This is a genomic window from Kitasatospora herbaricolor, from assembly GCF_030813695.1.
In the GTDB taxonomy this organism is placed as follows: domain Bacteria; phylum Actinomycetota; class Actinomycetes; order Streptomycetales; family Streptomycetaceae; genus Kitasatospora; species Kitasatospora herbaricolor.
Window position 1 is genome coordinate 4637652 of record NZ_JAUSVA010000002.1, and the last position, 23991, is coordinate 4661642.

A 23991-nucleotide genomic window follows, 5' to 3' on the forward strand; every position below is an offset into this window, starting at 1 on the left:
GGGCCGTGCGGACCACCGGCGGGCCGGACCGTTCGTGGTCCGGACCCAGTCGACCCAGCAGTCAGCCCGCCACAGGGAGCCCCACAGGTGAGCCAGCCGGAAATGCAGCCCGAGGAGAGTGCCTGGGGCAAGGACGTCGGCGAGGAGGACCCGCCCGCGACGGCCACCGCCGCCACGGGCCGGGCGTCCACCCGCCGCCGGACCGACCTGAGCGCCCGCCAGTTCCCGCTGGGTGACTGGGGCGAGCCCGCCGAGCGGCTGGAGGAGCTCTACCGCTGGTCGGAGGAGCGGGCCGTCGAGGCGATCGACTGGTACCGCCGCGACCGCCTGGCCAAGCGCCGCTGGGCGCGCCTGCTGCGGCTGGGCACCGCCACCTTCACGGTGGCCGGCGCGACCGCGCCGCTGGTGGACCTCACCGGGGTCCTCGACCACGCATCGAACTGGGGGTACGTCGGCCTGGCCCTGGCCGGGGCCTGCCTCGGCGCCGACCGCGTCTTCGGCCTGACCTCAGGCTGGATGCGCGACGTCAGCACCGCGCAGGCCCTGCAACGACGCCTGGAGGCCTTCCAGTTCGACTGGGCCTCGGAGTGCGTGCGCGAGGTGCTCGGCCCCACCGAGGGCACCGCGGGCGAGGCGGCCGAGCGCTGCCTCGGCGTGCTGCGCCGGTTCTGCGAGGACGTCTCGGACATGGTCCGCAGCGAGACCTCGGAGTGGATGCTGGAGTTCCGCGCCACGATGACCCAGCTGCCCACCCAGACCCCGGGGGCCTGGGGCGGGCGGTCGGAGCCGGGCAGCGGCGCGCAGGTCCGGATCCTGCCCACGCCGGGCACCCGGCCCACCATGCCGCGCCAGCGGCCGCCGGAGGGCCCGCTGCGCTGACCGCGGGGCCCGGGGCGGGGCGCTCCGGGCCCGCGGGCCGCGCGCGAGCGGCGCGCACGGCCCGGTCAGGCGAAAACGATCATCGATCCCTGGGTCAGGCTGCGGGTCGCGGCCGCGTACAGGCCGGCCCAGGCGTGCCGCTCGCGCGCGTACGGGTGCACGTCGTCCAGCGGCGGCCCGAAGGGCTGCTCCAGGCCGGTCGGGCCGAGCGGCCTGGTCGGCGCGGGCGGGTCCAGCGGGTCGATGCCGAGCACCGGCGCCACGGCCTGCAGCTCGCGCAGCAGCCCCTGGGTGGAGCCCAGCGGGCCGCCGGAGGCGAGCAGGGCGTCGTCCACCAGCGGGGTGGCGAACTCGATCGGCACGTACGCCCCGGCGTGGTCGAAGTGCCAGACCAGGTGGGACTGCTCGGCGGTGCTCTCGAACATCTCCAGCAGCTGCTCGTAGTCGCCGCCGAGCGCGTCCACCGGGGTGATCTCGAAGCCGGTCAGCCCCAGCAGGTAGGCCCGGCGCAGGAAGTGCAGCGAGTCGTAGTCGAAGGCGGCTATCGGCTCCACCGCCCCGCTGAGCCCGGGCACGTACTGGTAGACCGGCACCTCGGGCAGCCCGTGGGCGGCCAGGGCGGAGTTGTAGACCACGAGGTCGTCCCGGAAGGGGTTCTCGGGGCTGTGGCTCAGGACGTCCACCAGCGGGACGAGCCAGAGGTCGCAGGCCATGAGCCGGCTCTTCCTCTCGGGCGGCGACGCCGCGCACGGTGGCGGGCGGCGGACGGGTGCGGTCGGTTCAGCGACCGCCCACCCTACCGGCCCGGCGTGCGCCGCGAGTCCGGCTCGGACGGGGGCAGGGCGGGCCCGAACCTGCTGAAGGGGATCGAACGGGGCTGCGGCACCAGGCCGAGCCCGACGTCCCGGGAGAGGTCGACCAGCCGGCCGCCGCCAGGGCCCGCGCTCCGGCCGCCGCCGGCCGGACCGGCGGCCCGCAGCCCGGCCTGGTCACCGCTCCGGGCCCCCGGCCGGTCTGCGGCGGCCTCGCCGGAGCGGCCCGCGGGCCGGGGCGTGGAACGGGTGACGGGCCGGACCGCCGGTGCCGCGCCCGGCGGCTGCGGGACGACCGCCTCCACCAGCAGCGGGAGCACCCCGAGGCTCTCCGGATCGTGCCCGGTCAGCTCCGCCATCAGGCGGACGGTGAGCAGGTTGTACTCGCCCACCACCCGGCGGGCGCCGGCCACGTCCCCCGCCTCGACGGTGTCGACGAACTCGTGGTGCCCGTCCCAGCACATTCCGGCCAGGTCGGGCGTCGCCCGCAGGTACGGCGCCGCGAACATCCAGGACTGCACCCGCAGCCAGTCCAGGTAGTCGGCGATCCGGCGGTTGCCCAGCAGGGCGCCCGCCTCCTGCCAGAACCGGCGGTCGCAGCCCACCATCACGTCCAGCTGGCCGGCCCGGGCGGCCCGCGCCGCCGCGTCCGCGCGCCGCCGCAGCGAGGGCAGCCGGGCGCCGTCCGGCAGGACGGCCCGGCCCGCCAGCCGCCGCAGGGCGCTGTCGGTGAGCAGGGTGCGGGTCTCGAAGATCTCCACGAAGTCGTCCCAGCCGAACTCCGGGACGGTGAAGCCGCGGTGGTGCTCGGCCCGGAGCAGGCCCTGCGCCGCGAGGTCCACCAGGGCCTCGCGGGCCGGGGTGGCCGAGACCCCGTACAGTTCGGCGATCTCGCGGACGGTGAAGTTGCGGCCGGCGGCCAGCCGGCCGGCCATCATCTCCTCGCGCAGCGCGCCGGCGATCTGCTCGCGGAGGCTGTTGCGGTGGATGGCGGAGCGGCTCTCCCCGGTGCCTGGGTCCGGCATGCGTGCGACCTCCTCCCCGGCAGGACTGGAACGACGGCCGCTCATCTTCTCAAACTTGCCCATGCGGTGCACAGGGGCGCAACACCGGAAAACCGGACGCCGCGGCCGGGCGCCCGGTGGCCGGCCGGGCACCCTCCGGCCGGGCGTCGGGACGGAGCTCCCGGCCGGCTGTCAGCGCTGGACCGGCGCCGGGATCCCCAGCAGCCGGTCGCGCAGCACCGGGAACTCGGCCCGGGCCTTGGCCACCTCGGCCGGGTCGAACTCGACCGTGAGGACCTCCTCGCCGTCGCCCGCCTCGGCGAGCACCCGGCCCCACGGGTCCACCACGATGCTGTGGCCCGCCTGCTCGACCCCGCCGTGCGTCCCGGCGGTGTTGCAGGCCAGGACGAAGGCCTGCTCCTCGACCGCCCGGGCCCGGCTCAGCAGGGTCCAGTGCTCGCGCCGGCGCGCGGGCCAGGCGGCGGGCACCACCAGCAGTTCGGCCCCGGCGTCCAGCAGCGCCCGGAACAGCTCGGGGAAGCGCAGGTCGTAGCAGGTCGCCAGGCCCAGCACGCCGAAGTCGGTGCCGGCGGTGACGATCTCCTGGCCCGCCCCCATCACCACCGCCTCGCCGCTGTCGAAGCCGAAGCGGTGGATCTTGCGGTAGGTGTGCGCCAGCTCGCCGTCCGGGGCGAAGACCAGCGAGGTGTTGTAGATCGGCCCGTCCGGGTCCCGCTCCACGATCGAACCCGCGTGCAGCCACACCCCGGCGGCCCTGGCGGCGGCCGCCATCACGTCGGAGGTCGGCCCGTCGAGCGGCTCGGCACCGGTCGACCAGGTGTCGTACGCGAAGCCGCCGAGCGGCCAGAGCTCCGGCAGGACGACCAGGTCGGCGCCCTCCTGGGCCCGCACCAGGGCGGCCGCCCTGGCCCGCCGCTCGTCGGCGGGCTCGGTGTCGGAGACCGAGAGTTGGATCAATGAAGCGCGCACAGTACCACCGTCCACGGCAAGAGTCCTACGATCGTCACCCGAAAGCGCTGCCCTGCTCTCTCCAGGCAGCGTAACGTGCGGTTAGCGCGTGCGCCCGGAAGCCGCCGTTCCCGTCTTCCGCCATTCCTGGGCACGCGCGTTGGGCAGCTGACGGAGGGCCGGAGATTCCCGTGACGGACAACCAGACCGTGCAGGCTTACACCGATGCGTGGACGCAGTCCATCGAGTCGATATCGGAGCTGGTGGCTCCGCTGCCCGCCGACGCCTGGAACCGGGCGACCGAATGCCCCGGCTGGTCCGTCCGCGACGTCGTCTCGCACGTCATCGCGTTCGAGTCCGAACTGCTCGGCGACCCGCGCCCGATCCACTCGCTGCCGAGCGACCTGCGGCACGTCACGGACGAGTTCACCCGCTACATGGAACTGCCGGTCGACAAGCGCCGCTGCCACACCTCGCCCGAGATGACCGGCGAGCTGGAGTACACGATCATCCGGCGCTCGCGCGCCCTGCGCACGGCCCGGCACGAGCCCACCGACCCGGTCCGCTGGCCGGCCGGCCCCTTCACCCGCGACCTCCCGTACCACGAGCTGCTGCGCCTGCGGGTCTTCGACGTCTGGGTGCACGAGCAGGACCTCCGGCGCGCCCTCGGCGAGCCCGGGAACCTCGACTCCGCCGCCGCCCTGATCGCCCGTGACCACCTGGTCGCCGCGCTCCCCAAGGTCGTCGCCAAGCTGGCCGGCGCCCCGGCCGGCAGCACGGTCGGCTTCGACGTGACGGGGCCGGTCGAGTTCCTGCGCACGGTACGGGTGGACGCCGCCGGCCGCGGCTCGGTGGACGACGGCATCAGCCTCGCCCCCGACGTGCAGTTCACCCTCGGCTGGGAGACCTTCGCCCGGCTCGCCTGCGGCCGTGGCCGGCCCGGCCCGGTCAAGACCGAGGGTGACGAGGAGCTGGCCGCCCGGATCCTGGCCAACTTCGCCGTGACCCCGTGACCCCGTGACCCCCTGACCCCCTGCCGCCCCCGTCACCCCGCCGGACGGCTGCCGCCTGCGCGAGGGCGGCCGGCCGCCCGGGGCGTCCCGGCGGCCGCGCGCGGGGTGGCGCACCTCGCGCTCCCGTACGGGCCCTCGGCACCAGTACCTCACCCGTTCGGCCTCGTTGTTCCGGGCAGTTCATCAACGGAAGGGCGAGGGGCGTCATGGACGAGGAAATGGTGCTGGTGCGAACGAGCTTCCCGGTCACCGGGCAGCCGATCAGGGTGGTGCTGATCGACGGGGCGCCGTGGTTCGTCACGGCGGACGTGTGCAAGGCCCTTGGGCGTACCAACCCGAGCGAGGCGCTGCGCATCCTACGACCGGGCGACGCCCGCACCATCGACCTTCGGTCGGAAACCCTCAGAATTTCTGAGGCATACGGCGTTCCCGCAGGTGGGAAACCCTACGTCCGCGGCAACCCGATGCTCGGTCTGGTCAGTGAGGCCGGCCTCTACACCTTGATCATGAGGTCGACGAAACCCTCCGCGCAGGCCTTCCAGGAGTGGGTCACCGGGGATCTCCTCCCCTCGATCCGCCGGGGCGACACCGACGTCCCGGTCCAGCGCCGGCGGATGGCGCGGTCCCTGGCCGAGGCGGTCGGTCAGCGGGTGGAGATCGTGGCGGAGGTCGGCGCGGACGGCAGCCTGGGCGTGCACGTCCGTTCGGACGGGACGGTGCACTGCCGGCACGGCGAGATGGAGTTCCGGGTGCCGAGCCGGGAGGAGGACAGCGGGCCGCCCTTCGGGGCCTGGTTCTCCTGCCCGAGCGTGGAGCGGGTGGGGATCAGCGGCGGCCGGGCGATCCCGCGCTGCGCGAAGCTGAAGCTGGTCGACCTCATCCGGCTGCTGGCCCCGGCGCCCGCCGTGCCGGACCCGGCCGACACCGCGGAAGGGGTCCTGATGGTGGAGATGCAGCGCCACGAGGCGCGTGCCCACGGCACCGCCCGGCAGATCGCGGAGCTGATGCGGGCGCTGGACGAGGAGCCCGGGGAGGAGTGAGCGGTCCCGCTCCGCAGCGCCCCGCCGGACCCACCGGGGCTAGGGCGCGACCTTCCGCCGCAGCCGCAGGATCATCAGGGTGCCGGCCGCCAGCGGGACGTACATCCAGCAGAAGGCCCAGCGGTACGCCTCGGCCGAGTAGCTGCCGGCCCCGGCCGGGGAGAGCGCGTCGAGCAGGACGCCGATGCCGAACAGGGTGACCATCGTCCCGATGAAGCCGCCCATGTTGGCGATGCCGGAGGCGGTGCCGAGCCGGCCGACCGGGTTGTGGGCCCGGGCGTAGTCGAGGCCGACCAGCGAGGCCGGGCCGTTGCTGCCCATCAGCAGGATCAGCACGACCAGCAGGGCGACCGGCGGGTGGGCACCGGGCCAGGCCAGGGCGACCGCCCAGCCGGCGCCGGTGACGGCTATCACCGAGAGGGTGATCGGCATCCGGGCCTTCGTCGTCCGGGAGAGCAGCCGGCCGAAGAGCAGCCCGAAGGCCATGTTGCTGAAGACCAGCAGGGTGAGCAGCCCGCCGGCCTGGCCGCGGGTCATGCCCTGCCCCTCGACCAGGTAGGGCAGCCCCCAGAGCAGGCCGAAGGCGTTGCCGGGGAACTGGGTGGTGAAGTGGACCCAGAGCCCGAGCCGGGTGCCGGGCTCCTGCCAGGAGTCCCGGATCTGCGACCGGACGGAGGGCCTGGGGGCGGCGGGCGGCTCGGCCGCGGGGACGGCGGGGAGGTCTGCCACGGCCGGCACGACGGGCAGGTCCGCCACGCTCACCGTGGCGGCCCCGGCCACCGACGGGGTCACGGGCGGGGCTGCCGGAGGGGCCTCCCGCAGGAACAGCGCCAGCAGCGCGGCCACCCCGATACCGAGCAGCGCGGTGGTGGTGAAGGTGGCCTGCCAGCCCTCGGTGTGCAGGGCCTGGGCGAGGACCACGGTGGTGACCAGGTTGCCGCCCATCCCGGCCAGCCCGGTCAGTTGCGCCACCAGCGGGTTCTTCGCGGCCGGGAACCAGCGGGCGGCGATCCGCAGGACGGCGATGAAGGTCATCGCGTCGCCGCAGCCCAGCACCGCCCGGGAGGCCAGCGCGGGCGCGAAGGAGGAGCTGAAGGCGAACGCCAGCTGCCCGGCGCTCAGCAGCAGCACCCCGGTCAGCAGGACCTTGCGCGGCCCGTGCCGGTCGATCAGCAGGCCGACCGGGATCTGCATCGCCGCGTAGACCAGCACCTGCAGGATGGAGAAGGTGGAGAGCGCGGAGGCGCCGATGCCGAAGCGCTCGGCCGCGTCCAGCCCGGCCACCCCGAGGCTGGTCCGGTGGATCACCGCCAGGAAGTAGGCGCTGACGCCGATCGACCAGGCGGCCCAGGCGGCGCGTCCGCCGGGCGGCGGGGCGGCGGCCGGGGGGTGCGGGGCGGCGGTGGTGATCCTGGGACCGGGTACGGACAGCGGGCGGGCGGTACTGGCAGGGTCCACGCTCATAGTGGGGCCAGGTTAGTCATCCCGCCTTCCGAACCCGACTCCGGGGTCCGGGCACGAAGGATCCCGGCGGGACGGCCGCCCGGCCGCGCCGTCGGCTCCCGGCCGGCCACCCGATGCACGCGTTGTGGGCCCCGGCCGTCAGCCCTTGACCGTCCACGTCACGGTGCGGGTCATGTAGCGGTCCCGGAAGGCCTCGTCCCGCACCCAGTCCGTGGTGTCCCGGACCACCGCCGTGACCACGGCGGTGTGCCCGGGCGGCAGGCTCAGCGCGGCGGTGTCCAGCGAGCCGCGGTCGGCGGTCGGCGGCTGCACCGGCACGCCGTCCACCCGCCAGTCGACCTGCAGCTGCCGGGAACCGCTCAGCGGCAGCGGACGGACCTCCAGGCGGGGCCGGCCGCTGACCTCGCCGGCCGGCGGCAGCGGGCTGTCGGTGGGCGCGACCCGGCGGTAGATCTGCTCGATGATCGCCTCCCGGGAGGGCAGGTTGTAGGTGCCGCCCAGGGTGCGCATCACGGAGTCGGGGGTGGGCCGGTAGATGCCGTTGGCGCTCCGGTACGCCCCGACCGTCCCGCCGCCGTCCGGCGACTGGACGCCCAGCCAGCGCCACCACTTGACCTGCTTGCGGCGCATCTCGTCGGCGTTCTCGGTGGCCAGGTTGGGGTAGTCGGCGTCGTCCGGGGCGCTGTCGTACTCGTCCCCGAGGTCGCCCACGGTGTGCCCGATCTCGTGCTGGATGATCCGGCCGGCGTCGGGGCTGCCGCCGGCGAGGGTGGTCACCCCGGTGCCGCCGGCGCCGCCGTACTCGGTGGAGTTCGCCAGCGCGATCAGGTACTGCGGGCCCTCGCCGTCCCCGGCGTAGCGGGCGGTGGCGCCCTCGTCCGCGCAGAGCAGCCGGGCGGTTCCGTCGCACCAGAAGTGCATGCCCAGCGGGGTGTCGCTGTGCTGGTCGTGGCTCTCGCTCTCGGCGATGCCGGACACCGGGGAGACGACCTCGACCCGCCGTATGTTGAAGAAGCCCTGGTAGCTGCGGAACGGCTCGATCTCCATCAGCGCCTTCCAGGCCCGGTCCGCCTGCTCGCGGAACAGCTCCTGCTCCGGCGCGGTGTAGCCGTCACCGAGCAGGACGAGGGTGATCCGGTTGGCCGGGTCCCCGGTGCGGCGTATGTCGATGGTCGGGGCGGCGCCGGCGGCCCGGAGGTCGGCCCGTTTCACCGCGTGCGGCGGCACCGCGCGGTCGGCCGGGGCACCGGTCCCGATCGCGCCGAAGGGCGCGGGGCCGGCCAGCTCCAGGGCGGCCGGGAGCACGGCGGTGGACAGCAGGACGAGCGCGGCCAGACTCCGGACGAGCCGGCCAGGGGTGCCAGGCGGCATACGAGTGCGTCCTAGGGGATCCGGTCACCCGGCGGGCGCTCGGGTGGGGGTCGCCAAGACGTACCCCCCGGACGTGCCGCTCCCCTCCCGGAAGAACCCAATGTCACTGGAGTGGCCGAAGATCCATTTCATACCAGACATCCCAATGATTGGGACACGAGCCCCCCTCGGCGCGCTCCCGCCGCCCAGCGGACCGGGCCGCGACCCGTGGCGCGAACCGGCCGAAGGGGTGCGGAGCAGGCCGCCACGGGCTCGGAGGACGGTTCCGAAAAAACTTCCGGCCCCACCTGCAACCCCCTGCGGGGATGGACGTCTTCAGGGGAGAAGGGCACGGAGAGCGAGACCGGCGCAGCCGGGGGCGCACTTCCGCTCAGCAGGAGCGGGCCGGTCACCTTCACCCACCACACCGTCATTGCCATCTCCCTGGGGGAACACGTCATGCGCGCGTCCGGTATCTCCGCATTCACGAAGAACGTCCCGTCGCTCTCCCGCCGTGGCAAGGCCGCCGCCCTGGCCGCCACCGTCCTGCTCACCGGCGGCGTGCAGCTCATCGGCGCCGACTCCTCCTGGGCCTGCAGCGACGACCGCTTCGGTGGCCCCCGCGAGGTCTACAACGACCCCACCGGCCTGACGAAGGCCGACCCGAACGGTGAGTTCCGGGCCTTCGAGTCCGCCACCATCGCGGCCGACGGCAGCTGGGCCGAGTACGGGGTGTCGATGACCAACACCTCCAGCGCCGACTACCAGGAGGCCTACCCCACCTTCGCGCTGAAGGTCTCCAAGGGCGCCACCGTGCGGAGCAAGGACGTCACCATCGAGGTGATGCGCAACGGGAAGTGGCAGCGCCTGGCGAACATGCCGGGCTGCGGTCCGACCGTCGACGCCGACACGGCCGCCCTGAAGCAGCCGATCGCCCACGGCCACGCGGCCAACTTCCTCTTCCGGGTCGCCCTCTCCCCCGCCTCGCCGCAGAACCAGACCGAGCTCACCCTGGTGACCGACGCCTTCGCCTTCGGCTCCGGTACCGCCGGCCACTCGGACCTGCGCACCGTCAAGATCACCCACCCCGCGGCCGCCCCCTCCACCGCTCCGGCCAAGCCCGCCGCCCCGGCCATCGCCAAGCCCGCCGCGCCGGCGAAGCCCGCCGCGCCCGCCGCCGCCAGGCCCGCCGCCGACGCCACCCGGGCAGCCGCGGCCCCCACCGCTCCCGCCGCCACCGGCGCTCCCGCCACCCCCACCGCTCCCGCCGCCACCGGCGCTCCCGCCACCCCGGCCGCCACCACGCCCGCCACGGAGCTCGCGCAGACCGGTACGAGCAGCCCGAACGGCTTCCTGGCCGGCTCGGCGGCCGCCTTCGTCGCCCTCGGCGCCGGTGTCGTGATCGCCGTCCGCCGCCTCCGAGCCCGGGCCTGAACAGCCCGGACCGGCCCGGTCAGCTCGGGAGCCGACCGGGCGACGGCCGCCGGGCGTGCAGCAGCAGATGCGTCGCGACCCCCAGCAACAGGCCCCAGAAGGCCGACCCGATGCCGAACAGCGCCATGCCGGAGGCCGTCGCCAGGAAGGTCACCACCGCGGCGTCCCGCCCCTGCTCCTCGGCGACCGCCGCCGCCAGGCTGCCCTGCAACGAGGCCAGCAGGGCGACCCCGGCGATCACCGCGATCAGCTCCTTCGGCAGGCCGGTGAACAGGCTCACCAGCACTCCGCCGAAGCTGCCCACCAGCAGGTACAGCGCCCCGGCGGACATTCCGGCGACATAGCGGCGGCGCGGGTCGGGGTGGCTCTCCGGGCCGGCGCAGATCGCGGCCGTGATGGCGGCGATGTTGATGCCCGGCGAGCCGAACGGCGCCAGCAGCACCGAGACCCCGCCGGTGGCCCCGATCAGCAGCCGGTCGTCCGGCCGGTAGCCGAAGGCCCGCAGCACCCCGAGCCCGGGGGCGTTCTGCGAGGCCAGCGCGACGATGGTGAGCGGCAGCGCGAGGCCGACCAGGGAGGGCCAGGAGAACGCCGGCACGGTGAGCAGCGGCCGGGTCGGCCCGCCCGCGTCGCCCAGGTGCAGCGGCAGGCCGACGGTGACCGCCGCGAGCACCCCGCCCGCCACCAGCGCCACGGGTACGGCGTACCGAGGGGCCAACCGCTTGGCGAGCAGGAAGGCCGCGAAGGTGCCCAGCACCAGGACGGGGGTGGCGTGCAGCGCGGTGAAGATGCCGGTGCCGAAGGAGAAGAGGATCCCGGCGAGCATCGCGTTCACGATCCCGGCCGGCACCGCCCGGATCAGTCGCCCGAACAGCCCGGTGATCCCGAACAGGGCGACCACCACCCCGCTGACCAGGAACGCGCCGACGGCCTCCCGGTACGGGTAGGCGCCGAGGCTGGTCACCAGCAGGGCCGCGCCCGGGGTGGACCAGGCGGTGATCACCGGGGTGCGGGTCCACCAGCTGAGCAGCAGGCAGGTGGCGCCGCTGCCGATCGACACCGCCCAGATCCAGGAGGCCGTGTGCGCCGGGTCGAGCCGCCCCGCGGCGGCCGCCGCGAGCACCACCACCAGCGGGCCCGAGAACGAGACGACGATGCAGACGAGCCCGGCGAGCAGGGCCGGGAGCGAGACGTCCCGGCGCAGCGACCGACGCCCGCCGTCGTCCGGGGGATGCGCCACCGTCTGCTCCACGAGCTGCTGTTCGACCATCCCGGCAGTATCGCGGAGCGCGGTTCGCGAAGCTTCCGAAAAAACGTCCGGACCCACCTGCAACCCCCTGCGGGGATGGACGTCTTTAGGGGAGAAGGGCACGGAGCGAGACCGGCGCAGCCGGGGGGCGCACTTCCGCTCAGCAGGAGCGGGCCGGTCACCTTCACCCACCACACCGTCATTGCCATCTCGCTGGGGGAACACGTCATGCGCGCGTCCGGTATCTCCGCATTCACGAAGAACGTCCCGCTGCTCCCCCGGCGCTCGGCGCTCACCGTGGGGGCTGCCACCCTGGTCCTCGGCGCGGGTCTGCCGCTGCTGCCCGGCGCCGGCACGGCCTGGGCCTGCGGCGCCCCGCTGGACGCTCCGATGACGGCCCCGACAGCGGCGCCGACGCCGGCCGTCACCCACGACGGCACCGTCGAGACCGGATTCTTCATGCTGGGCAAGGACCCGCTGACCATCACCGCGGGCGGCGGGAAGCTGGAGATCCCGGTGGAGGTGGGCAACTTCACCGGAGCGGCGTACGAGAAGGTGGTACCGCACCTCTCGCTCTACAACGAGAAGGCTGGCAGCCACCCCGGCGGCGGCACCAACCTGCGCGTCCAGGACCTCTCGGTCGAGGTCAACACCGGCGCCGGCTGGAAGAAGGTCCCGGTGGTCCACGGCTGCGACCCCGTCCTCTACGCCGACACCGCGAACCTGCCGGGCGTCCACCTCGACAACGGCCGGGCCACCCACTTCACCTTCCGCGTCGCCCTGTCCGCGGACTCCTCGAAGGACCAGACGGAGATCCAGGTCGGCGTCTCGGCCGGCACCGAGGACAGCGACAACGAGAACACGCCGAAGCCGAAGACCGCCTTCCGCTACGTGCAGGTCAAGCACCCGGCCGCTCCGAAGCCCACAACGCCGGCCAAGGCCGCCGCCGCCCCGGCGAAGCCCCAGGCCGCCGCCGCCGAGCCGGCCGCCGCCTCCACGGCACCGACCGCCACCGTCGCACCCACCGCCACCGCCGTACCCACCACCGCCGCCGCGCTGGCCAAGACCGGCGCCAGCAGCCCGAACGGCTTCCTGGCCGGTTCGGCCGCCGCTTTCGTCGCCCTCGGGGCCGGCGTCCTGATCGCCGTGCGCCGCCTCCGCAACCAGGGCTGAGGCGGCGCCGGCAAGCGGCAGGGCCGTACCCCCACGGCGGTGGGGGTACGGCCCTGTCGTGCTGTGCGGGGAACCGGCCCCGGGTGATCAGCCCGAGGTGATCGACCCGAGGCGATCAGCCCCAGGTGATCAGGCGCTTCGGGCGCTCCAGCAGCGCGGCCACGTCGGCCAGCACCTTGGAGCCCAGCTCCCCGTCCACCAGGCGGTGGTCGAAGGAGAGCGCCAGCGTGGTCACCTGGCGCGGCACCACCTTGCCCTTGTGCACCCACGGCATGTCCCGGACCGCGCCGAAGGCCAGGATGGCGGCCTCGCCGGGGTTGAGGATCGGGGTGCCGGTGTCGACGCCGAAGACGCCGACGTTGGTGATGGTGACGGTGCCGCCCTGCATGTCGGCGGGCGAGGTCCGGCCCTGACGGGCGGTGTCCACCAGTTCGCCGAGCGCCGTGGCGAGGCCGGAGAGCGTCCGGGCGCCGGCGTCCTTGATGTTGGGCACGATCAGGCCGCGCGGGGTGGCCGCGGCGATGCCGAGGTTCACCTGCCCCTTGATGACGATCTCCTGCGCCGCCTCGTCCCACTGCGCGTTGATCTCGGGGTGCCGCTTGATCGCGGTCAGCAGGGCCTTGGCGACCAGCAGCAGCGGGCTGACCCGGACATCCCGGCCCAGCTCGCCGGTCTCCTTCAGCCGGCGGACGAACTTCATCGTGCGGGTGACGTCGACCTGGACGAACTCGGTGACGTGCGGGGCGGTGAAGGCCGAGGCCACCATCGCCTGCGCGGTCGCCTTGCGGACGCCCTTGACCGGGATCCGCACGTCGCCGCCGGTCACGGCCGCCGCCCGGTCGTCCTGGACCACCTCGACGACGGGCGCGGCCACCGGTGCCTGCGGGGCCGGGGCCACCACCGGCGCCGGCGCGAGGGCCGCGTGCACGTCCTCGCGGGTGATCACACCGTCCGGGCCGGTCGGGACGACCGTCCGCAGGTCGACGCCGAGGTCCTTGGCGAGCTTGCGCACCGGCGGCTTGGCCAGCGGCCGGTCGCCGACGGCCTGCTCGGGCAGCGCGACGGGCGCCACCGGGGCGGGCGCGACGGCGGCCGGGGCCGCCGCCGTGCCGTTGGAGACGGCGACGGTGGTCTTGCGGGCCCGGCGCTGGGCGCCGCCGGTGCGCGGGCCGTAGCCGACCAGCACCTCTCGGCGCTCCGGCTCGGCGGGCTCGGCGGGCTCGCTCCGCACGACCGGCGCGGACGCCGGGGCGGCAGCGGCGGGGGCGGGTGCCCCGCCGGCCACCGCGACCGTGATGATCGCCGTGCCGACGTCGACCGTCGCGCCCGCGGGGAAGAACAGTTGCTCGACCGTCCCGGTGAAGGGGATCGGCAGCTCGACCGCGGCCTTGGCGGTCTCCACCTCACAGACGATCTGGCCGTCGGTGACGGGATCGCCGGGCTTGACGTACCAGGTCAGGATCTCGGCCTCGGTGAGGCCCTCCCCGACGTCCGGCATCCTGAACTCGCGGAGCGAGCGAACTTCGGTGGTCATCATCGCTCCTTGGCTCAGTACGCGAACGAGCGGTCGACGGCGTCGAGCACACGGTCCAGATCGGGCAGGAAGGCCTCTTCCACCCGGGAGGGCGGGTACGGCGCGTGGAAGCCGCCGACCCGCAGGACCGGCGCCTCCAGGTGGTAGAAGCAGCGCTCGGTGAGGCGGGCGGCCAGCTCGGCGCCCATGCCGAGGAAGACCGGTGCCTCGTGCACCACGATGGCGCGGCCGGTGCGCTTGACCGAGGCCTCCAGGGCCGCGAAGTCCACCGGGGACAGCGAGCGCAGGTCGACGACCTCCAGGCTGCGGCCGTCCTCCTGGGCCGCCGCGGCGGCGTCCAGGCAGACCTTGACCATCGGGCCGTACGCGATCAGCGTGGCGTCCGTGCCGCCGCGGGCGATCCGGGCGTCGTGCAGCGGCAGGTCGGCGGCGTCGCCGACCTCGCCCTTGTCCCAGTAGCGGCGCTTGGGCTCCAGGAAGATCACCGGGTCGTCCGAGGCGATCGCCTGGCGCAGCATCCAGTGCGCGTCGTGCGCGTTGGAGGGGCTGACCACCCGCAGGCCCGCGGTGTGCGCGAAGTAGGCCTCGTGCGACTCGCTGTGGTGCTCGACCGCGCCGATGCCGCCCGCGTAGGGGATGCGGACGGTGACGGGGAGCTTGACGTGCCCCAGCGCGCGGGCGTGCATCTTGGCGAGCTGGGAGACGATCTGGTCGAAGGCCGGGTAGACGAAGCCGTCGAACTGGATCTCCACCACCGGGCGGTAGCCGCGCAGCGCGAGGCCGATCGCGGTGCCGACGATGCCGGACTCGGCGAGCGGGGTGTCGATGACCCGGCTCTCGCCGAAGTCCTTCTGCAGTCCGTCGGTGATCCGGAAGACGCCGCCGAGCTTGCCGATGTCCTCGCCCATCAGCAGCGTCTTGGGGTCGCTCTCCAGCGACTTGCGCAGGGCCTCGTTGAGCGCCTTGGCGATGCTGAGCTGACCGGCCATCAGAGGTTCTCCCCGCCCTCGAAGGAGGCCGCGTACGCGATGTACTCGGCCCGTTCCTCGTCGACCAGCGTGTGCGGCTCCGCGTAGACGTGGTCGAAGATCAGGGTCGGGTCCGGGTCGGGCATGGAGCGCACGCCCTCGCGGACGCGCAGGCCCAGCTCCTCGCTCTTGGCCTCGACCGAGGCGAAGAACGCCTCGTCGGCCAGGCCCTCGCGGTCCAGGTGCGCCTTCAGGCGGGAGATCGGGTCCTTGGCGCGCCAGGCCTCGGTCTCCTCGGCGAGCCGGTAGCGGGTCGGGTCGTCCGAGGTGGTGTGGGCGCCCATCCGGTAGGTGAAGGCCTCGACCAGCACCGGGCCGTTGCCGCTGCGGGCGTGGTCCAGCGCCCAGCGGGTGACCGCGAGGCAGGCCAGCACGTCGTTGCCGTCGACGCGGACGCCGGGGAAGCCGAAGCCGGAGGCGCGGCGGTACAGCGGGATCTTCGTCTGGTTGGTGGTCGGCTCGGAGATCGCCCACTGGTTGTTCTGGCAGAAGAAGACGACCGGCGCGTTGTAGACCGAGGCGAAGGTGAAGGCCTCGCTGACGTCGCCCTGGCTGGAGGCACCGTCACCGAAGTAGGCGATCACGGCGTCGTCGGTGCCGTCCTTGGTGATGCCCATCGCGTACCCGGTGGCGTGCAGGGCCTGCGCGCCGATCACGATGGTGTAGAGGTGGAAGTTCTTCTCGTTCGGGTCCCAGCCGCCGTGGTTCACGCCGCGGAACATGCCGAGCAGGTTGAGCGGGTCCACGTCCCGGCACCAGGCGACGCCGTGCTCGCGGTAGGTGGGGAAGGCGTAGTCGCCGGGGCGCATGGCGCGGCCCGACCCGACCTGGGCGGCCTCCTGGCCGAGCAGCGAGGCCCACAGCCCGAGCTCGCCCTGCCGCTGCAGCGAGGTGGCCTCGGCGTCGAAGCGCCGGACGAGGACCAGGTCGCGGTAGAGGTCGCGGAGCTCCTCCGGGGTGGTGGTGAGCGGATAGTCCGGGTGCTCGACCCGCTCCCCCTCGGGGGTGAGCAGCTGGATCAGCTCCGGCTGGGCTCCCGAACCCGCGGGGAGGTTGTCAGGTACGGCCGGGGCGGCCTTCTTGCGCGCCCTTGCCGTGCTTTTGACGGTCACGTTCACTCCTCGGTCTGTCCGGCCGCCCGGGGTCGCCGGTGACCGGTCCGGTCACCGCCTCGCGAGGCGCGCTTGGGTGTGCGCACCGGCTGCGGGGCAGGTGGTGATCCTCTTCCGACGGCGTACCTCACGAGAACGTTACCCAGCGACCGCCCTTGGCGCGCTTGCGCTAGGACGTCCTAGTTGTTCACGTCCGGGAGCCGCAGGTGTGGCGCAGCTCTCACGGTGGTGCCGTGCAGGACACCTGCGCACGCTATCCGGGCAGCGGGCTCCGCGTAAGGGGGTAAAGGGGATCGGTTTTTTCCGCCCCGCCGCCGGGTGACGGGCCGCGCACCGGTGGTGCGCGGGCGCGCCGCCGGCTCGGGGCGGGCGCCGTACGGGCGGTGCGCGGGCGGAGCGGTGGTACGCGTCGTGGCGGGCGACGGGTCTCCGGGCATCCGGTATGGGATTCTTTGGGCGTGACGACAAACGGACATATCAGAGTATTTCTGCTCGACGACCACGAGGTGGTCCGGCGGGGCGTCCACGACCTGCTGTCCGTCGAGGGCGACATCGAGGTGGTCGGCGAGGCCGGCACCGCCGCCGAGGCCCTCGCCCGGATCCCGGCCGTGCACCCGGACGTCGCCGTGCTCGACGTCCGACTGCCGGACGGCAACGGGGTGGAGGTCTGCCGCGAGATCCGCTCCCGGCTGCCGGACGTCAAGTGCCTGATGCTCACCTCGTTCTCGGACGACGAGGCGCTCTTCGACTCGATCATGGCCGGCGCCTCCGGGTACGTGCTCAAGGCGATCCGCGGCACCGACCTGATCACCGCCGTCCGGGACGTCGCGGCCGGCAAGTCGCTGCTCGACCCGGTCGCCACCAGCCGGGTGCTGGAGCGGCTCCGCGAGGGCGGCGAGAAGCAGGACGAACGGCTCGCCCAGCTCACCAAGCAGGAACGCCGGATCCTCGACCTGATCGGCGAGGGAATGACCAACCGCCAGATCGGCAACGAACTGCACCTGGCCGAGAAGACGGTGAAGAACTACGTCTCCAGCCTGCTGGCCAAGATGGGCATGGAGCGGCGCACCCAGGCCGCCGCCTTCGTGGCCCGCCACCAGGCCGACCAGAACCACTGAGGCCGGCCCCACGGGGCTCGCTTCAGAACACTGACGGTTTGTCAAGGACCCCCGGCGGGGGGCCCTACGCTCTGGCCGTGACTCCACAATCACTCTCGGCCACGGCCGCCGCCCTCCGGCCCTCCGCCCCCCGGCAACCCCTCGCGGGGGCGCTGGCCTGCGCCCCGGCCCGGCCGGACCTCCAGGCCCCGCCGATAGGGACGCTCAGCCCGCCCGTCCCGCCGTCCGCGCTGGCCAGCGTCCTGCGGTCCTACCGGGTGGGCCCGCTGCTGGAGGCCGTGCCCGTCGCGGAGGGACTGCTCAACCGCGGCTACCGCGTCACCACCGGGAACGGTTCCTACTTCCTCAAGTGCTACGTGGACGCCGCCACCGCGAGCCGGCCGGTGATCGCCGGTCAGCACCGCGCCACCGCCGGCCTGCACCGGCGCGGACTGCCGGTGGCCCCGCCGCTGGCCGCCGCCGGCGGCCGGACGGTGACCGCCCACGGCGGCCGGCTCTTCGCGCTCTTCCCCTGGATCGAGGGCCGGCACCGGCACGGCACCGATCTGGACCTCCCGCAGTGCGAGGCGCTAGGTGCGCTGCTCGCCCGGCTGCACGGCGCACTCGACGAAGTCTGCGCCGCCCGGCCGCAGCCCGCCGGGTACCGCAGCGCCGATCCGCGCGACAGCGCCCGGCTGGCCGCCGCCCTGCGCCTGCGGGCCCGCGAGCGGCAGCCGTACGGGGCCTTCGACGCCCTGGCCGAGCAGCGGCTCACCGAGCGGATCGAGCTGCTGGCCGAGCTCGCCCACCGCAGGCCCGCGCTGGACGCGGCCCCGCCCACCGGCTGGACGCACGGCGACTTCCACGGCCTCAACCTGCTGCACCGGCGCGGCAAGGTGGCGACCGTCCTCGACTGGGACAAGCTCGGGCCGCAACCGCGTGCCGAGGAGGCCGTGCGCGCCGCGACCCTGCTCTTCAACCACCCGCTGACCGGGATGCTCGACCTGGTCCGGGTCCGCCGCTACTCGCAGGCGTACCGGGCCGCCGGCGGGGCCCGCCCGGAGGAGATGGCGGCGGCGGCGCACCGGGTCTGGTGGGAGCGGCTGAACGACTTCTGGATCCTGCAGTGGCACTACCAGCGCGGCGACCACCGGGCCGACCCGCTGTTCCCCGCCTCGGCGGGTCAGTTGGCCTGGTGGTGCCAGGAGTACGAGCAGGTCCTGGACGCCTTCACCAACTGACCCGGCCCGGCGGCTACCCCGCCGCCGGGCTGACCGGGGCGGCGGGCGACGAGGCCGGCGGGTGGGCGCTGCCGGTCGACGAGGGCGTCGCCCCGCCCGTCGAGGTCGCGGACCCGGACGAGGTCGGCGAGGCCGTGGCCGTCGGCGACTTGGTGGCCGTCGCGCTCGGCGACAGCGAGGGCGACGGCGTGCTGTGCCGGGTCGGTGCCGTGGTCTGCACGAAGGTCTGGTTGTCGCTGGGCGCCTGGGTCTGCTTGGTGGCGGACGGCGAGGGCTGCGCCGACGGCGAGCTCTGCGTCACCTCCGGGGCCGAGGTGGTGGTCACCGCCGGGGCGGTGGGCGTCTTCCCGTGGTCGTTGTCGCCGGCCTGCACCGCGACGGCGATGCCGATCCCGGCCGCGACCAGCACGGCGACCACACCGGCCACCCACCCCCACGGACCGCGGCGGCGGTCGTGGTCGTCCCCGTCGCCGTTCCCGCCGTTCGGCCCGCCCGGGCCCTGGTAGGGCCCCGAGGGGGTCTGGTAGGGAGAACCGGTCTGGTAGGGCAGCGCGGCGGTCGGGTCGCTCTGGCCCATCGACCCGAAGGACTCGGTGATCGCGGTACCGCCGCCGGGCGGCGTGCCCTGGCCGTACCCGCCCGTCCCCGGACCGGGGAAGGCACCGCTGTGGCCCTGCCCGGCGGCGGCCAGCCCGGCGGCCGCGGCGGCGGCCGCCGCACCCGGGTAGCCGGCCCCGGCGGCGCCGTGCAACTGGCGCAGCGCGTGCTGGACGTGCGCGCGGAACTCGTCGGCGTCCTGGAAGCGGTCGTCCGGGTTCTTCGCCAGCGAGCGCAGCACCAGGGCGTCCAGCCCGGCCGGCACCCGGTGGTTGGCCTGCGAGGGCGGCACCGGCGCGTCCTGGACGTGCTGGTAGACCACCGAGAGCGGGGTGTCGCCGGTGAACGGCGGCCGCAGCGTCAGCAGCTCGTAGAGCATGCACCCGGCCGCGTACAGGTCTGAGCGGTGGTCGACCGCCTTGCCGAGCGCCTGCTCGGGCGAGAGGTACTGCGGGGTGCCCATGACCATGCCGGTCTGGGTCATCGTGCTGGCCGCGCCGGTCAGCGCGCGGGCGATGCCGAAGTCCATCACCTTGACCGCGCCGCCGGTCGTGATGATCACGTTGGCGGGCTTGATGTCGCGGTGCACGATGCCGTGCCGGTGGCTGTAGGCGAGCGCCTCCAGGACCCCGGCGATGATGATCAGCGCCTGGTCGACCGGCGGGGCCTCCTCGTCCACCAGCAGCTCGCGGACGGTGCGGCCCTCGACCAGCTCCATCACGATGTACGGCGTGGACTCGCCGCCGCCGTCCGGTCCGCCGCTCCCGTGCTGCTCCTCGCCGGTGTCGTAGACGGCGACGATCGAGTGGTGGTTGAGGCCCGCGACGGACTGCGCCTCGCGGTTGAACCGCAGGCGGGCGATGTCGTCCTGGGCCAGCTCGGGACGGAGCAGCTTCACCGCGACCGTCCGGCCGAGCCGGACGTCCTGGGCGGCCAGCACCTCCGCCATGCCGCCGCGGCCGAGGCGGTGGGTCAGTCGGTAGCGGCCGTCGCCGACGGTGCCGAGCGGCGCCGTGCTGCCGCGGCCCGGGGTGTGCGGGCCCGCGGCGGAGGCCGGGAGGGCGGCGGTCGGGGCGGTGGCCTCGCGTGCGGCCTCGTCCCGGCCGGCGGCGCCGTCCCCCTCGCCGTCGCCAGGCTGCTGCGTCTGTGCCATCGCTCCTCGCCCCGGGCCTTCGCTCGGATCGCGGTCGCCCTGTCGCTACGTAATCCCTAGAACGCTACCGCCTCGGACAGCCTGCCGTGCACGGCCGCCCGCGGCGGGCCCTTCAGAGCAGCCCGCCGCCCGCGGGGGGCCGCTGGTCCAGCTGGAGCACGGAGGCGGGCAGCGACCGGCCGCTGTTGTAGTCGGTGGTGTTGTCCGCCTTGGTCACCACGATGGCGATGATGATGATCACCAGCACGATCACGCCGAGGATGATCCCGACCACCACCAGCGCGGTCGAGCAGCCGTTGTTGTTCGTGGCCGGCACCGGGGCGAACACCGGCTGCTGCATCGGCATCGGCGCGGGCGTGTGCGCCTGCTGCGGGAACGGCGGCGGCGTCTGCGGGTGGAAGCCGTGCGGCGGCGGCGTCCGGTACTGCGGCTGCGCGAAGGGCTGCGGCGTGTGCGGGGCCGGCGTGCTGTACGGCGGCGGCGGCGTCTGCGGGCCGTACTGCGGCGAGGTGTGCACCGGCTGGTACGGCTGCGCGACCTGCGGGGCGGGCGTCCTGAGGTCGCCAGGCACCTGCGGCATGTTGGTGAGCGAGGTGGAGGCGTGCGCCGAGCGCGGGCCCTCGTTGATCACCAGCGGGGTGCTGGCCTGCAAGGGGCTGCCGGCGCCGCCGCCGAGCACCCGCTCGACCTCCTCGCGCATCGCCTCGGCGGTCGGGAACCGGTGCGCCGGGTCCTTGCGCAGGGCGCGGGCCACCAGGGCGTCGACGGCCGGCGTGATCGCCCGGTTCAGCGAGGACGGCGCCGGCGGCTCCTCCTGCACGTGCTTGTACGCGATCGAGAACGGGGAGTCCCCGTCGAACGGCAGCTGGCCGGTGAGCAGCTCGAACAGCATGCAGCCGACCGAGTACAGGTCGGAGCGGGCGTCCACGCTCTTGCCGAGCGCCTGCTCGGGGGAGAGGTACTGCGGGGTGCCGACGACCATGCCGGTCTGGGTCATCGAGGTGACACCGGACTGCAGCGCGCGGGCGATGCCGAAGTCCATCACCTTGACGACGCCCTTGCGGTCGAACATCACGTTGCCGGGCTTGATGTCGCGGTGGACCAGGCCCGCGTCGTGCGAGGCCTCCAGCGCGGCCAGCACCCCGGCGGTGATCTTCAGCGCCCGCTCGGCGGGCATCGCGCCGTACTGGGCGATCGCCTCGTTGAGGACGTCGCGCAGCGGCTGGCCCTCGACGAGCTGCATCACGATGTACGGGGTGGTGGCGCCGTCGGCGGCGACGTCCTCGCCGGAGTCGTAGACCGTGACGATGTTGGTGTGCTCGAGCCGGGCGACGGCCTGGGCCTCGCGGCGGAAGCGCTCGCGGAAGGACTGCTCCCGGCCCAGCTCGGTGTGCAGGGTCTTCACCGCGACCTGGCGGTCCAGCACGTTGTCGTACGCCAGGTGGACGGAGGCCATGCCGCCCTCGCCGAGCAGGTGCTGAAGCTCGTACCTGCCGTTGCCCAGGGAGTAGCCCTGACCCGCGGTGCCGCCCTCGCTCATGGTCCTCTGCTCCCCCTCGGCCGTGGTGACACCCCGGCCGTGACGTTCGGTATCGTCCGTGCGGACCGGGCTCCGCCACCGGCCGGCCCGACCCCCGCCGCGGCCTCGGGGGGCCTGCGACAGGGGCCAGGGTATCGGCTCGACGGCCCACCGCTCTGTGCAGGGCCGACACTGTGACCCTGCTGCGACACCCCGCGGGCGGCCGCCCGCCTACAGGTACGGGCCGGAGCGCATGCCCCGCCCCTCGCCCGGCTCCTCCAGGTCGGGCTCGGCACCGTGCAGACCGGGCGGGAGCGCCCGCCGCATCTGCTCCAACTGCGCCCGGGCGGCCATCTGCTGGGCGAACAGCGCGGTCTGGATACCGTGGAAGAGACCCTCCAGCCACCCCACCAGCTGGGCCTGCGCGATCCGCAGCTCGGCCTCGGTCGGGATGGTGTCCTCGGTGAACGGCAGCGACAGCCGCTCCAGCTCCGCCACCAGTTCGGGCGCCAGCCCGAGTTCCAGCTCCTTGATGGAGCTGGCGTGGATGTCCTTCAGCCGGACCCTGCTGGCCTCGTCCAGAGGAGCCGCCCGGACCTCCTCCAGCAGCTGCTTGATCATGCTGCCGATCCGCATGACCTTGGCCGGCTGCTCCACCATCTCGGTCACCGGGAGTTCGCGGGGCTCGAACCCGTCCTCCTCGCCGAGCCGGGTGAAGCCCTGGCCCACCGGCATCCCGTCCGGCCCGACGATCAGCACCTTGGGGCCGTCCTGCGACTGGCCGCCCGACGCCTGGGACGACTCCTGCTGCGAGTGCTCGTTCATCGGCTTCGTCATGAATCCCATTCTCTCTCACCGGGCTTCGGTCCAGGGAAGACCCCGGCCCGTACCGCGCCCCGGCCGGTGCCTTCCGGCGGCCGGCGGCGCCCGTGGCCGGGCCCTCCCCGGGCGCCCGCCGGCAGATCCGCGGGCGGGCACCCCCCCGGTCGTGTGCGACCGTCACGCAGATGATCTGCCGGACCGTCAGATCGGTCAAACGGCGGGACCTGCCGGACGGCCGGGAGCGGCCGGTACCCCGCTCAGCCGCGGCGCATCCGCAGCCCGACCAGGGCGAGGCCGCTGCCGATCAGGGCCAGGCCGGCGCCGAGCGGCAGCTGCAAGGTCGACGAGTCGGTCCAGCGGGTGGGTGCGGCGACCGGGCCGGCCACCTCGACGGCGTCCGGACCGGCGGCCAGGGCCTGCGGGGACCCGCCCGCGGTGCCGGCGTCCGGCGGGGCCGGGGCCACGTCCTCGTCCACCGTGCCGCCGGCGGCCGGCGGCTCGACCCGGAAGCGCCCGCCCGGCCCCGGCGAGGCGGGGCCGAAGTGGTGCCGGTAGGCCTGCGCGCGGTCGGCGGGGAGCAGCCGGTCGGGCACCGGGTGGCGGGCGTCCCGCCCGGGGCCGGCCGGATCCGCGAACGGCGCGACGGACGGCACGGACGGCACGGACGGCGGCGAGCTCGACGGGGAGGAGGGCGCGACGGGCCCCTGCACGGCGGGGGACGGCAGGACGTCACCCTCCGGCCGCGGTTCGGCGGGGGAGGGCTCCGCCGTCGGCGAGGGCCCGGCCTGGTGCCCGGGGCCCGGACCCGCGCCGGGCCGGCCCGCGCCGGGGGAGCCTGGTGCGGAGGGGGTACGGGTGGTGGGCACCGGGGACGGCCCGGGCGCCGGTACGCCCGTGTCGGACCCGCCCGCCCCGGCGGACGGCTCCGCCGACGGGGACTCCTCGGTGTCCGGGGGCGCCGGGGTGTCCGGGGGCTGCGGGTCGGCGGACGGCACCTCGGCGGACGGCCCGTCGCCGGCCTGCGGCTCGTCGCCGGTCTGCGGCTCGGCATCAGCCGGGGCGGCGGTGTCGGCGTCGGGGGCGGCCGGGGCGGCGGTGTCGGCCCCGGCCGGGGACGGATCGGCCGGCGACAGACCCAGGGGCGGCGGCGGGGCGGCGGCCCGCATCACGGCGAACGGCAGGGCGGCGAACGGCAGGCCCGGCAGCGAGACCACGGCGGCGGCCCCGGCCGGCGGGGCCGCGGGCCGAAGCACCAGTGACCCGACGGGGGCGTCCGCCGCGCGCCGGACGAGCGCACCGCCCTCCTCGCCGGGCGCCGAGGCGACGGCGGGCGGGGAGAGCAGCAGCGGGAGGGCGAGGCCGGCCGCCGCGGCCCAACAGGCGGCGGCCGGCCGGTGGCGTCCGCCGGCGGGGGCACCGGCACCGGAACGGGCGCGGGTCGGCCCGGCGGGAGGGAGCTCGGAGAACACGTACGAAGATGCGGCCACGGACGGAGGTCCTT

Annotated in this window: 20 protein-coding genes; 7 read left to right on the top strand and 13 right to left on the bottom strand. The window is 74.6% G+C overall.

Annotated features, from left to right (window positions below; translation table 11 throughout):
* The first annotated feature begins 87 nt into the window (after window positions 1-87).
* The gene (locus J2S46_RS20705; protein ID WP_073929161.1) at window positions 88-879 is read left to right on the top strand and encodes an SLATT domain-containing protein; all 792 of its coding nucleotides are present in this window, start codon (window positions 88-90) and stop codon (window positions 877-879) included.
* Window positions 880-944: 65 nt separating this feature from the next.
* Here the strand turns inward: J2S46_RS20705 and J2S46_RS20710 are convergent, their stop codons facing one another.
* From J2S46_RS20710 to J2S46_RS20720, 3 genes are all read right to left on the bottom strand, one after another.
* Window positions 945-1592 carry a putative DNA-mimic protein gene (locus tag J2S46_RS20710; RefSeq protein ID WP_073929162.1) on the bottom strand — a complete coding sequence of 216 codons (648 nt, stop codon included), beginning with the start codon at window positions 1590-1592 and terminating at the stop codon, window positions 945-947.
* An 83-nt stretch (window positions 1593-1675) separates the two neighbouring features.
* Window positions 1676-2716 (bottom strand): GntR family transcriptional regulator, encoded by a 1041-nt coding sequence (locus J2S46_RS20715; protein ID WP_229912212.1) that lies wholly within the window; start codon window positions 2714-2716, stop codon window positions 1676-1678.
* Window positions 2717-2887: 171 nt separating this feature from the next.
* Window positions 2888-3685 carry a carbon-nitrogen family hydrolase gene (locus J2S46_RS20720; protein ID WP_191288543.1) on the bottom strand — a complete coding sequence of 266 codons (798 nt, stop codon included), beginning with the start codon at window positions 3683-3685 and terminating at the stop codon, window positions 2888-2890.
* 170 nt (window positions 3686-3855) lie between these two features.
* Here J2S46_RS20720 and J2S46_RS20725 point away from each other — a divergent pair, with 170 nt between their 5' ends.
* Entirely contained in the window at window positions 3856-4677 is an 822-nt protein-coding gene (locus J2S46_RS20725; protein ID WP_191288542.1) for a maleylpyruvate isomerase family mycothiol-dependent enzyme, read from the top strand.
* 206 nt (window positions 4678-4883) lie between these two features.
* The gene (locus J2S46_RS20730) at window positions 4884-5717 is read left to right on the top strand and encodes a BRO-N domain-containing protein (protein WP_191288541.1); all 834 of its coding nucleotides are present in this window, start codon (window positions 4884-4886) and stop codon (window positions 5715-5717) included.
* A gap of 39 nt (window positions 5718-5756) precedes the next feature.
* On the opposite strand, the gene J2S46_RS20735 is transcribed toward J2S46_RS20730, so the two are convergent.
* Both J2S46_RS20735 and J2S46_RS20740 read right to left on the bottom strand, forming a co-directional pair.
* Window positions 5757-7181, bottom strand: a complete 1425-nt coding sequence (locus J2S46_RS20735) for an MFS transporter (RefSeq protein ID WP_191288540.1) — start codon at window positions 7179-7181, stop codon at window positions 5757-5759.
* Window positions 7182-7319: 138 nt separating this feature from the next.
* A complete protein-coding gene (locus J2S46_RS20740; protein WP_191288539.1) occupies window positions 7320-8552 on the bottom strand; it encodes a M64 family metallopeptidase in 1233 nt (410 codons plus the stop codon).
* Between the two features lie 438 nt (window positions 8553-8990).
* On the opposite strand from J2S46_RS20740, the gene J2S46_RS20745 reads away from it, so the two are divergent.
* Window positions 8991-9965, top strand: coding sequence for a hypothetical protein (locus tag J2S46_RS20745; protein WP_191288538.1), 975 nt, complete (start codon window positions 8991-8993; stop codon window positions 9963-9965).
* Window positions 9966-9984: 19 nt separating this feature from the next.
* Here J2S46_RS20745 and J2S46_RS20750 read toward each other — a convergent pair whose 3' ends face one another.
* A complete protein-coding gene (locus J2S46_RS20750; protein ID WP_191288537.1) occupies window positions 9985-11235 on the bottom strand; it encodes a benzoate/H(+) symporter BenE family transporter in 1251 nt (416 codons plus the stop codon).
* 207 nt (window positions 11236-11442) lie between these two features.
* Between J2S46_RS20750 and J2S46_RS20755 the strand changes: the two genes are divergently transcribed.
* Window positions 11443-12387: a hypothetical protein gene (locus J2S46_RS20755; RefSeq protein WP_191288536.1), complete on the top strand. Its 945-nt coding sequence runs from the start codon at window positions 11443-11445 to the stop codon at window positions 12385-12387.
* 115 nt (window positions 12388-12502) lie between these two features.
* Here the strand turns inward: J2S46_RS20755 and J2S46_RS20760 are convergent, their stop codons facing one another.
* The 3 genes from J2S46_RS20760 to pdhA are packed head-to-tail and all read right to left on the bottom strand — an operon-like array spanning window position 12503 to window position 16061.
* On the bottom strand, window positions 12503-13921 hold the full coding sequence (locus J2S46_RS20760) for a dihydrolipoamide acetyltransferase family protein (protein WP_191288535.1): 1419 nt from the start codon (window positions 13919-13921) through the stop codon (window positions 12503-12505).
* A gap of 14 nt (window positions 13922-13935) precedes the next feature.
* Complete coding sequence (locus tag J2S46_RS20765) at window positions 13936-14910, bottom strand: alpha-ketoacid dehydrogenase subunit beta (protein WP_370882212.1); 975 nt, start codon at window positions 14908-14910, stop codon at window positions 13936-13938.
* A complete protein-coding gene (pdhA, locus tag J2S46_RS20770; RefSeq protein WP_073929173.1) occupies window positions 14910-16061 on the bottom strand; it encodes a pyruvate dehydrogenase (acetyl-transferring) E1 component subunit alpha in 1152 nt (383 codons plus the stop codon). The genes J2S46_RS20765 and pdhA overlap by 1 nt, the downstream gene beginning before the upstream one ends.
* A 458-nt stretch (window positions 16062-16519) precedes the next feature.
* Here pdhA and J2S46_RS20775 point away from each other — a divergent pair, with 458 nt between their 5' ends.
* Both J2S46_RS20775 and J2S46_RS20780 read left to right on the top strand, forming a co-directional pair.
* Window positions 16520-17179, top strand: a complete 660-nt coding sequence (locus J2S46_RS20775) for a response regulator (protein WP_073929174.1) — start codon at window positions 16520-16522, stop codon at window positions 17177-17179.
* Window positions 17180-17373: 194 nt separating this feature from the next.
* On the top strand, window positions 17374-18399 hold the full coding sequence (locus tag J2S46_RS20780; RefSeq protein WP_370882321.1) for a phosphotransferase: 1026 nt from the start codon (window positions 17374-17376) through the stop codon (window positions 18397-18399).
* A gap of 13 nt (window positions 18400-18412) precedes the next feature.
* On the opposite strand, the gene J2S46_RS20785 is transcribed toward J2S46_RS20780, so the two are convergent.
* The 4 genes from J2S46_RS20785 to J2S46_RS20800 form a co-directional block, all read right to left on the bottom strand.
* A complete protein-coding gene (locus J2S46_RS20785) occupies window positions 18413-20149 on the bottom strand; it encodes a protein kinase domain-containing protein (protein ID WP_191288533.1) in 1737 nt (578 codons plus the stop codon).
* 112 nt (window positions 20150-20261) lie between these two features.
* Window positions 20262-21689 carry a protein kinase domain-containing protein gene (locus J2S46_RS20790; protein WP_191288532.1) on the bottom strand — a complete coding sequence of 476 codons (1428 nt, stop codon included), beginning with the start codon at window positions 21687-21689 and terminating at the stop codon, window positions 20262-20264.
* 210 nt (window positions 21690-21899) lie between these two features.
* Window positions 21900-22505, bottom strand: a complete 606-nt coding sequence (locus tag J2S46_RS20795; RefSeq protein ID WP_073929314.1) for a bacterial proteasome activator family protein — start codon at window positions 22503-22505, stop codon at window positions 21900-21902.
* A 242-nt stretch (window positions 22506-22747) separates the two neighbouring features.
* Window positions 22748-23977, bottom strand: coding sequence for a hypothetical protein (locus tag J2S46_RS20800; protein ID WP_191288531.1), 1230 nt, complete (start codon window positions 23975-23977; stop codon window positions 22748-22750).
* Between the last annotated feature and the right edge of the window lie 14 nt (window positions 23978-23991).

Bases quoted from the DNA above. Each gene is read 5' to 3' on its own strand.
- J2S46_RS20710 (WP_073929162.1), bottom strand. From the start codon at position 1,592: ATGGCCTGCGACCTCTGGCTCGTCCCGCTGGTGGACGTCCTGAGCCAC.
- J2S46_RS20715 (WP_229912212.1), bottom strand. From the start codon at position 2,716: ATGCCGGACCCAGGCACCGGGGAGAGCCGCTCCGCCATCCACCGCAAC.
- J2S46_RS20730 (WP_191288541.1), top strand. From the start codon at position 4,884: ATGGACGAGGAAATGGTGCTGGTGCGAACGAGCTTCCCGGTCACCGGG.
- J2S46_RS20735 (WP_191288540.1), bottom strand. From the start codon at position 7,181: ATGAGCGTGGACCCTGCCAGTACCGCCCGCCCGCTGTCCGTACCCGGT.
- J2S46_RS20740 (WP_191288539.1), bottom strand. From the start codon at position 8,552: ATGCCGCCTGGCACCCCTGGCCGGCTCGTCCGGAGTCTGGCCGCGCTC.
- J2S46_RS20745 (WP_191288538.1), top strand. From the start codon at position 8,991: ATGCGCGCGTCCGGTATCTCCGCATTCACGAAGAACGTCCCGTCGCTC.
- J2S46_RS20750 (WP_191288537.1), bottom strand. From the start codon at position 11,235: ATGGTCGAACAGCAGCTCGTGGAGCAGACGGTGGCGCATCCCCCGGAC.
- J2S46_RS20755 (WP_191288536.1), top strand. From the start codon at position 11,443: ATGCGCGCGTCCGGTATCTCCGCATTCACGAAGAACGTCCCGCTGCTC.
- J2S46_RS20760 (WP_191288535.1), bottom strand. From the start codon at position 13,921: ATGACCACCGAAGTTCGCTCGCTCCGCGAGTTCAGGATGCCGGACGTC.
- J2S46_RS20765 (WP_370882212.1), bottom strand. From the start codon at position 14,910: ATGGCCGGTCAGCTCAGCATCGCCAAGGCGCTCAACGAGGCCCTGCGC.
- J2S46_RS20785 (WP_191288533.1), bottom strand. From the start codon at position 20,149: ATGGCACAGACGCAGCAGCCTGGCGACGGCGAGGGGGACGGCGCCGCC.
- J2S46_RS20790 (WP_191288532.1), bottom strand. From the start codon at position 21,689: ATGAGCGAGGGCGGCACCGCGGGTCAGGGCTACTCCCTGGGCAACGGC.
- J2S46_RS20795 (WP_073929314.1), bottom strand. From the start codon at position 22,505: ATGACGAAGCCGATGAACGAGCACTCGCAGCAGGAGTCGTCCCAGGCG.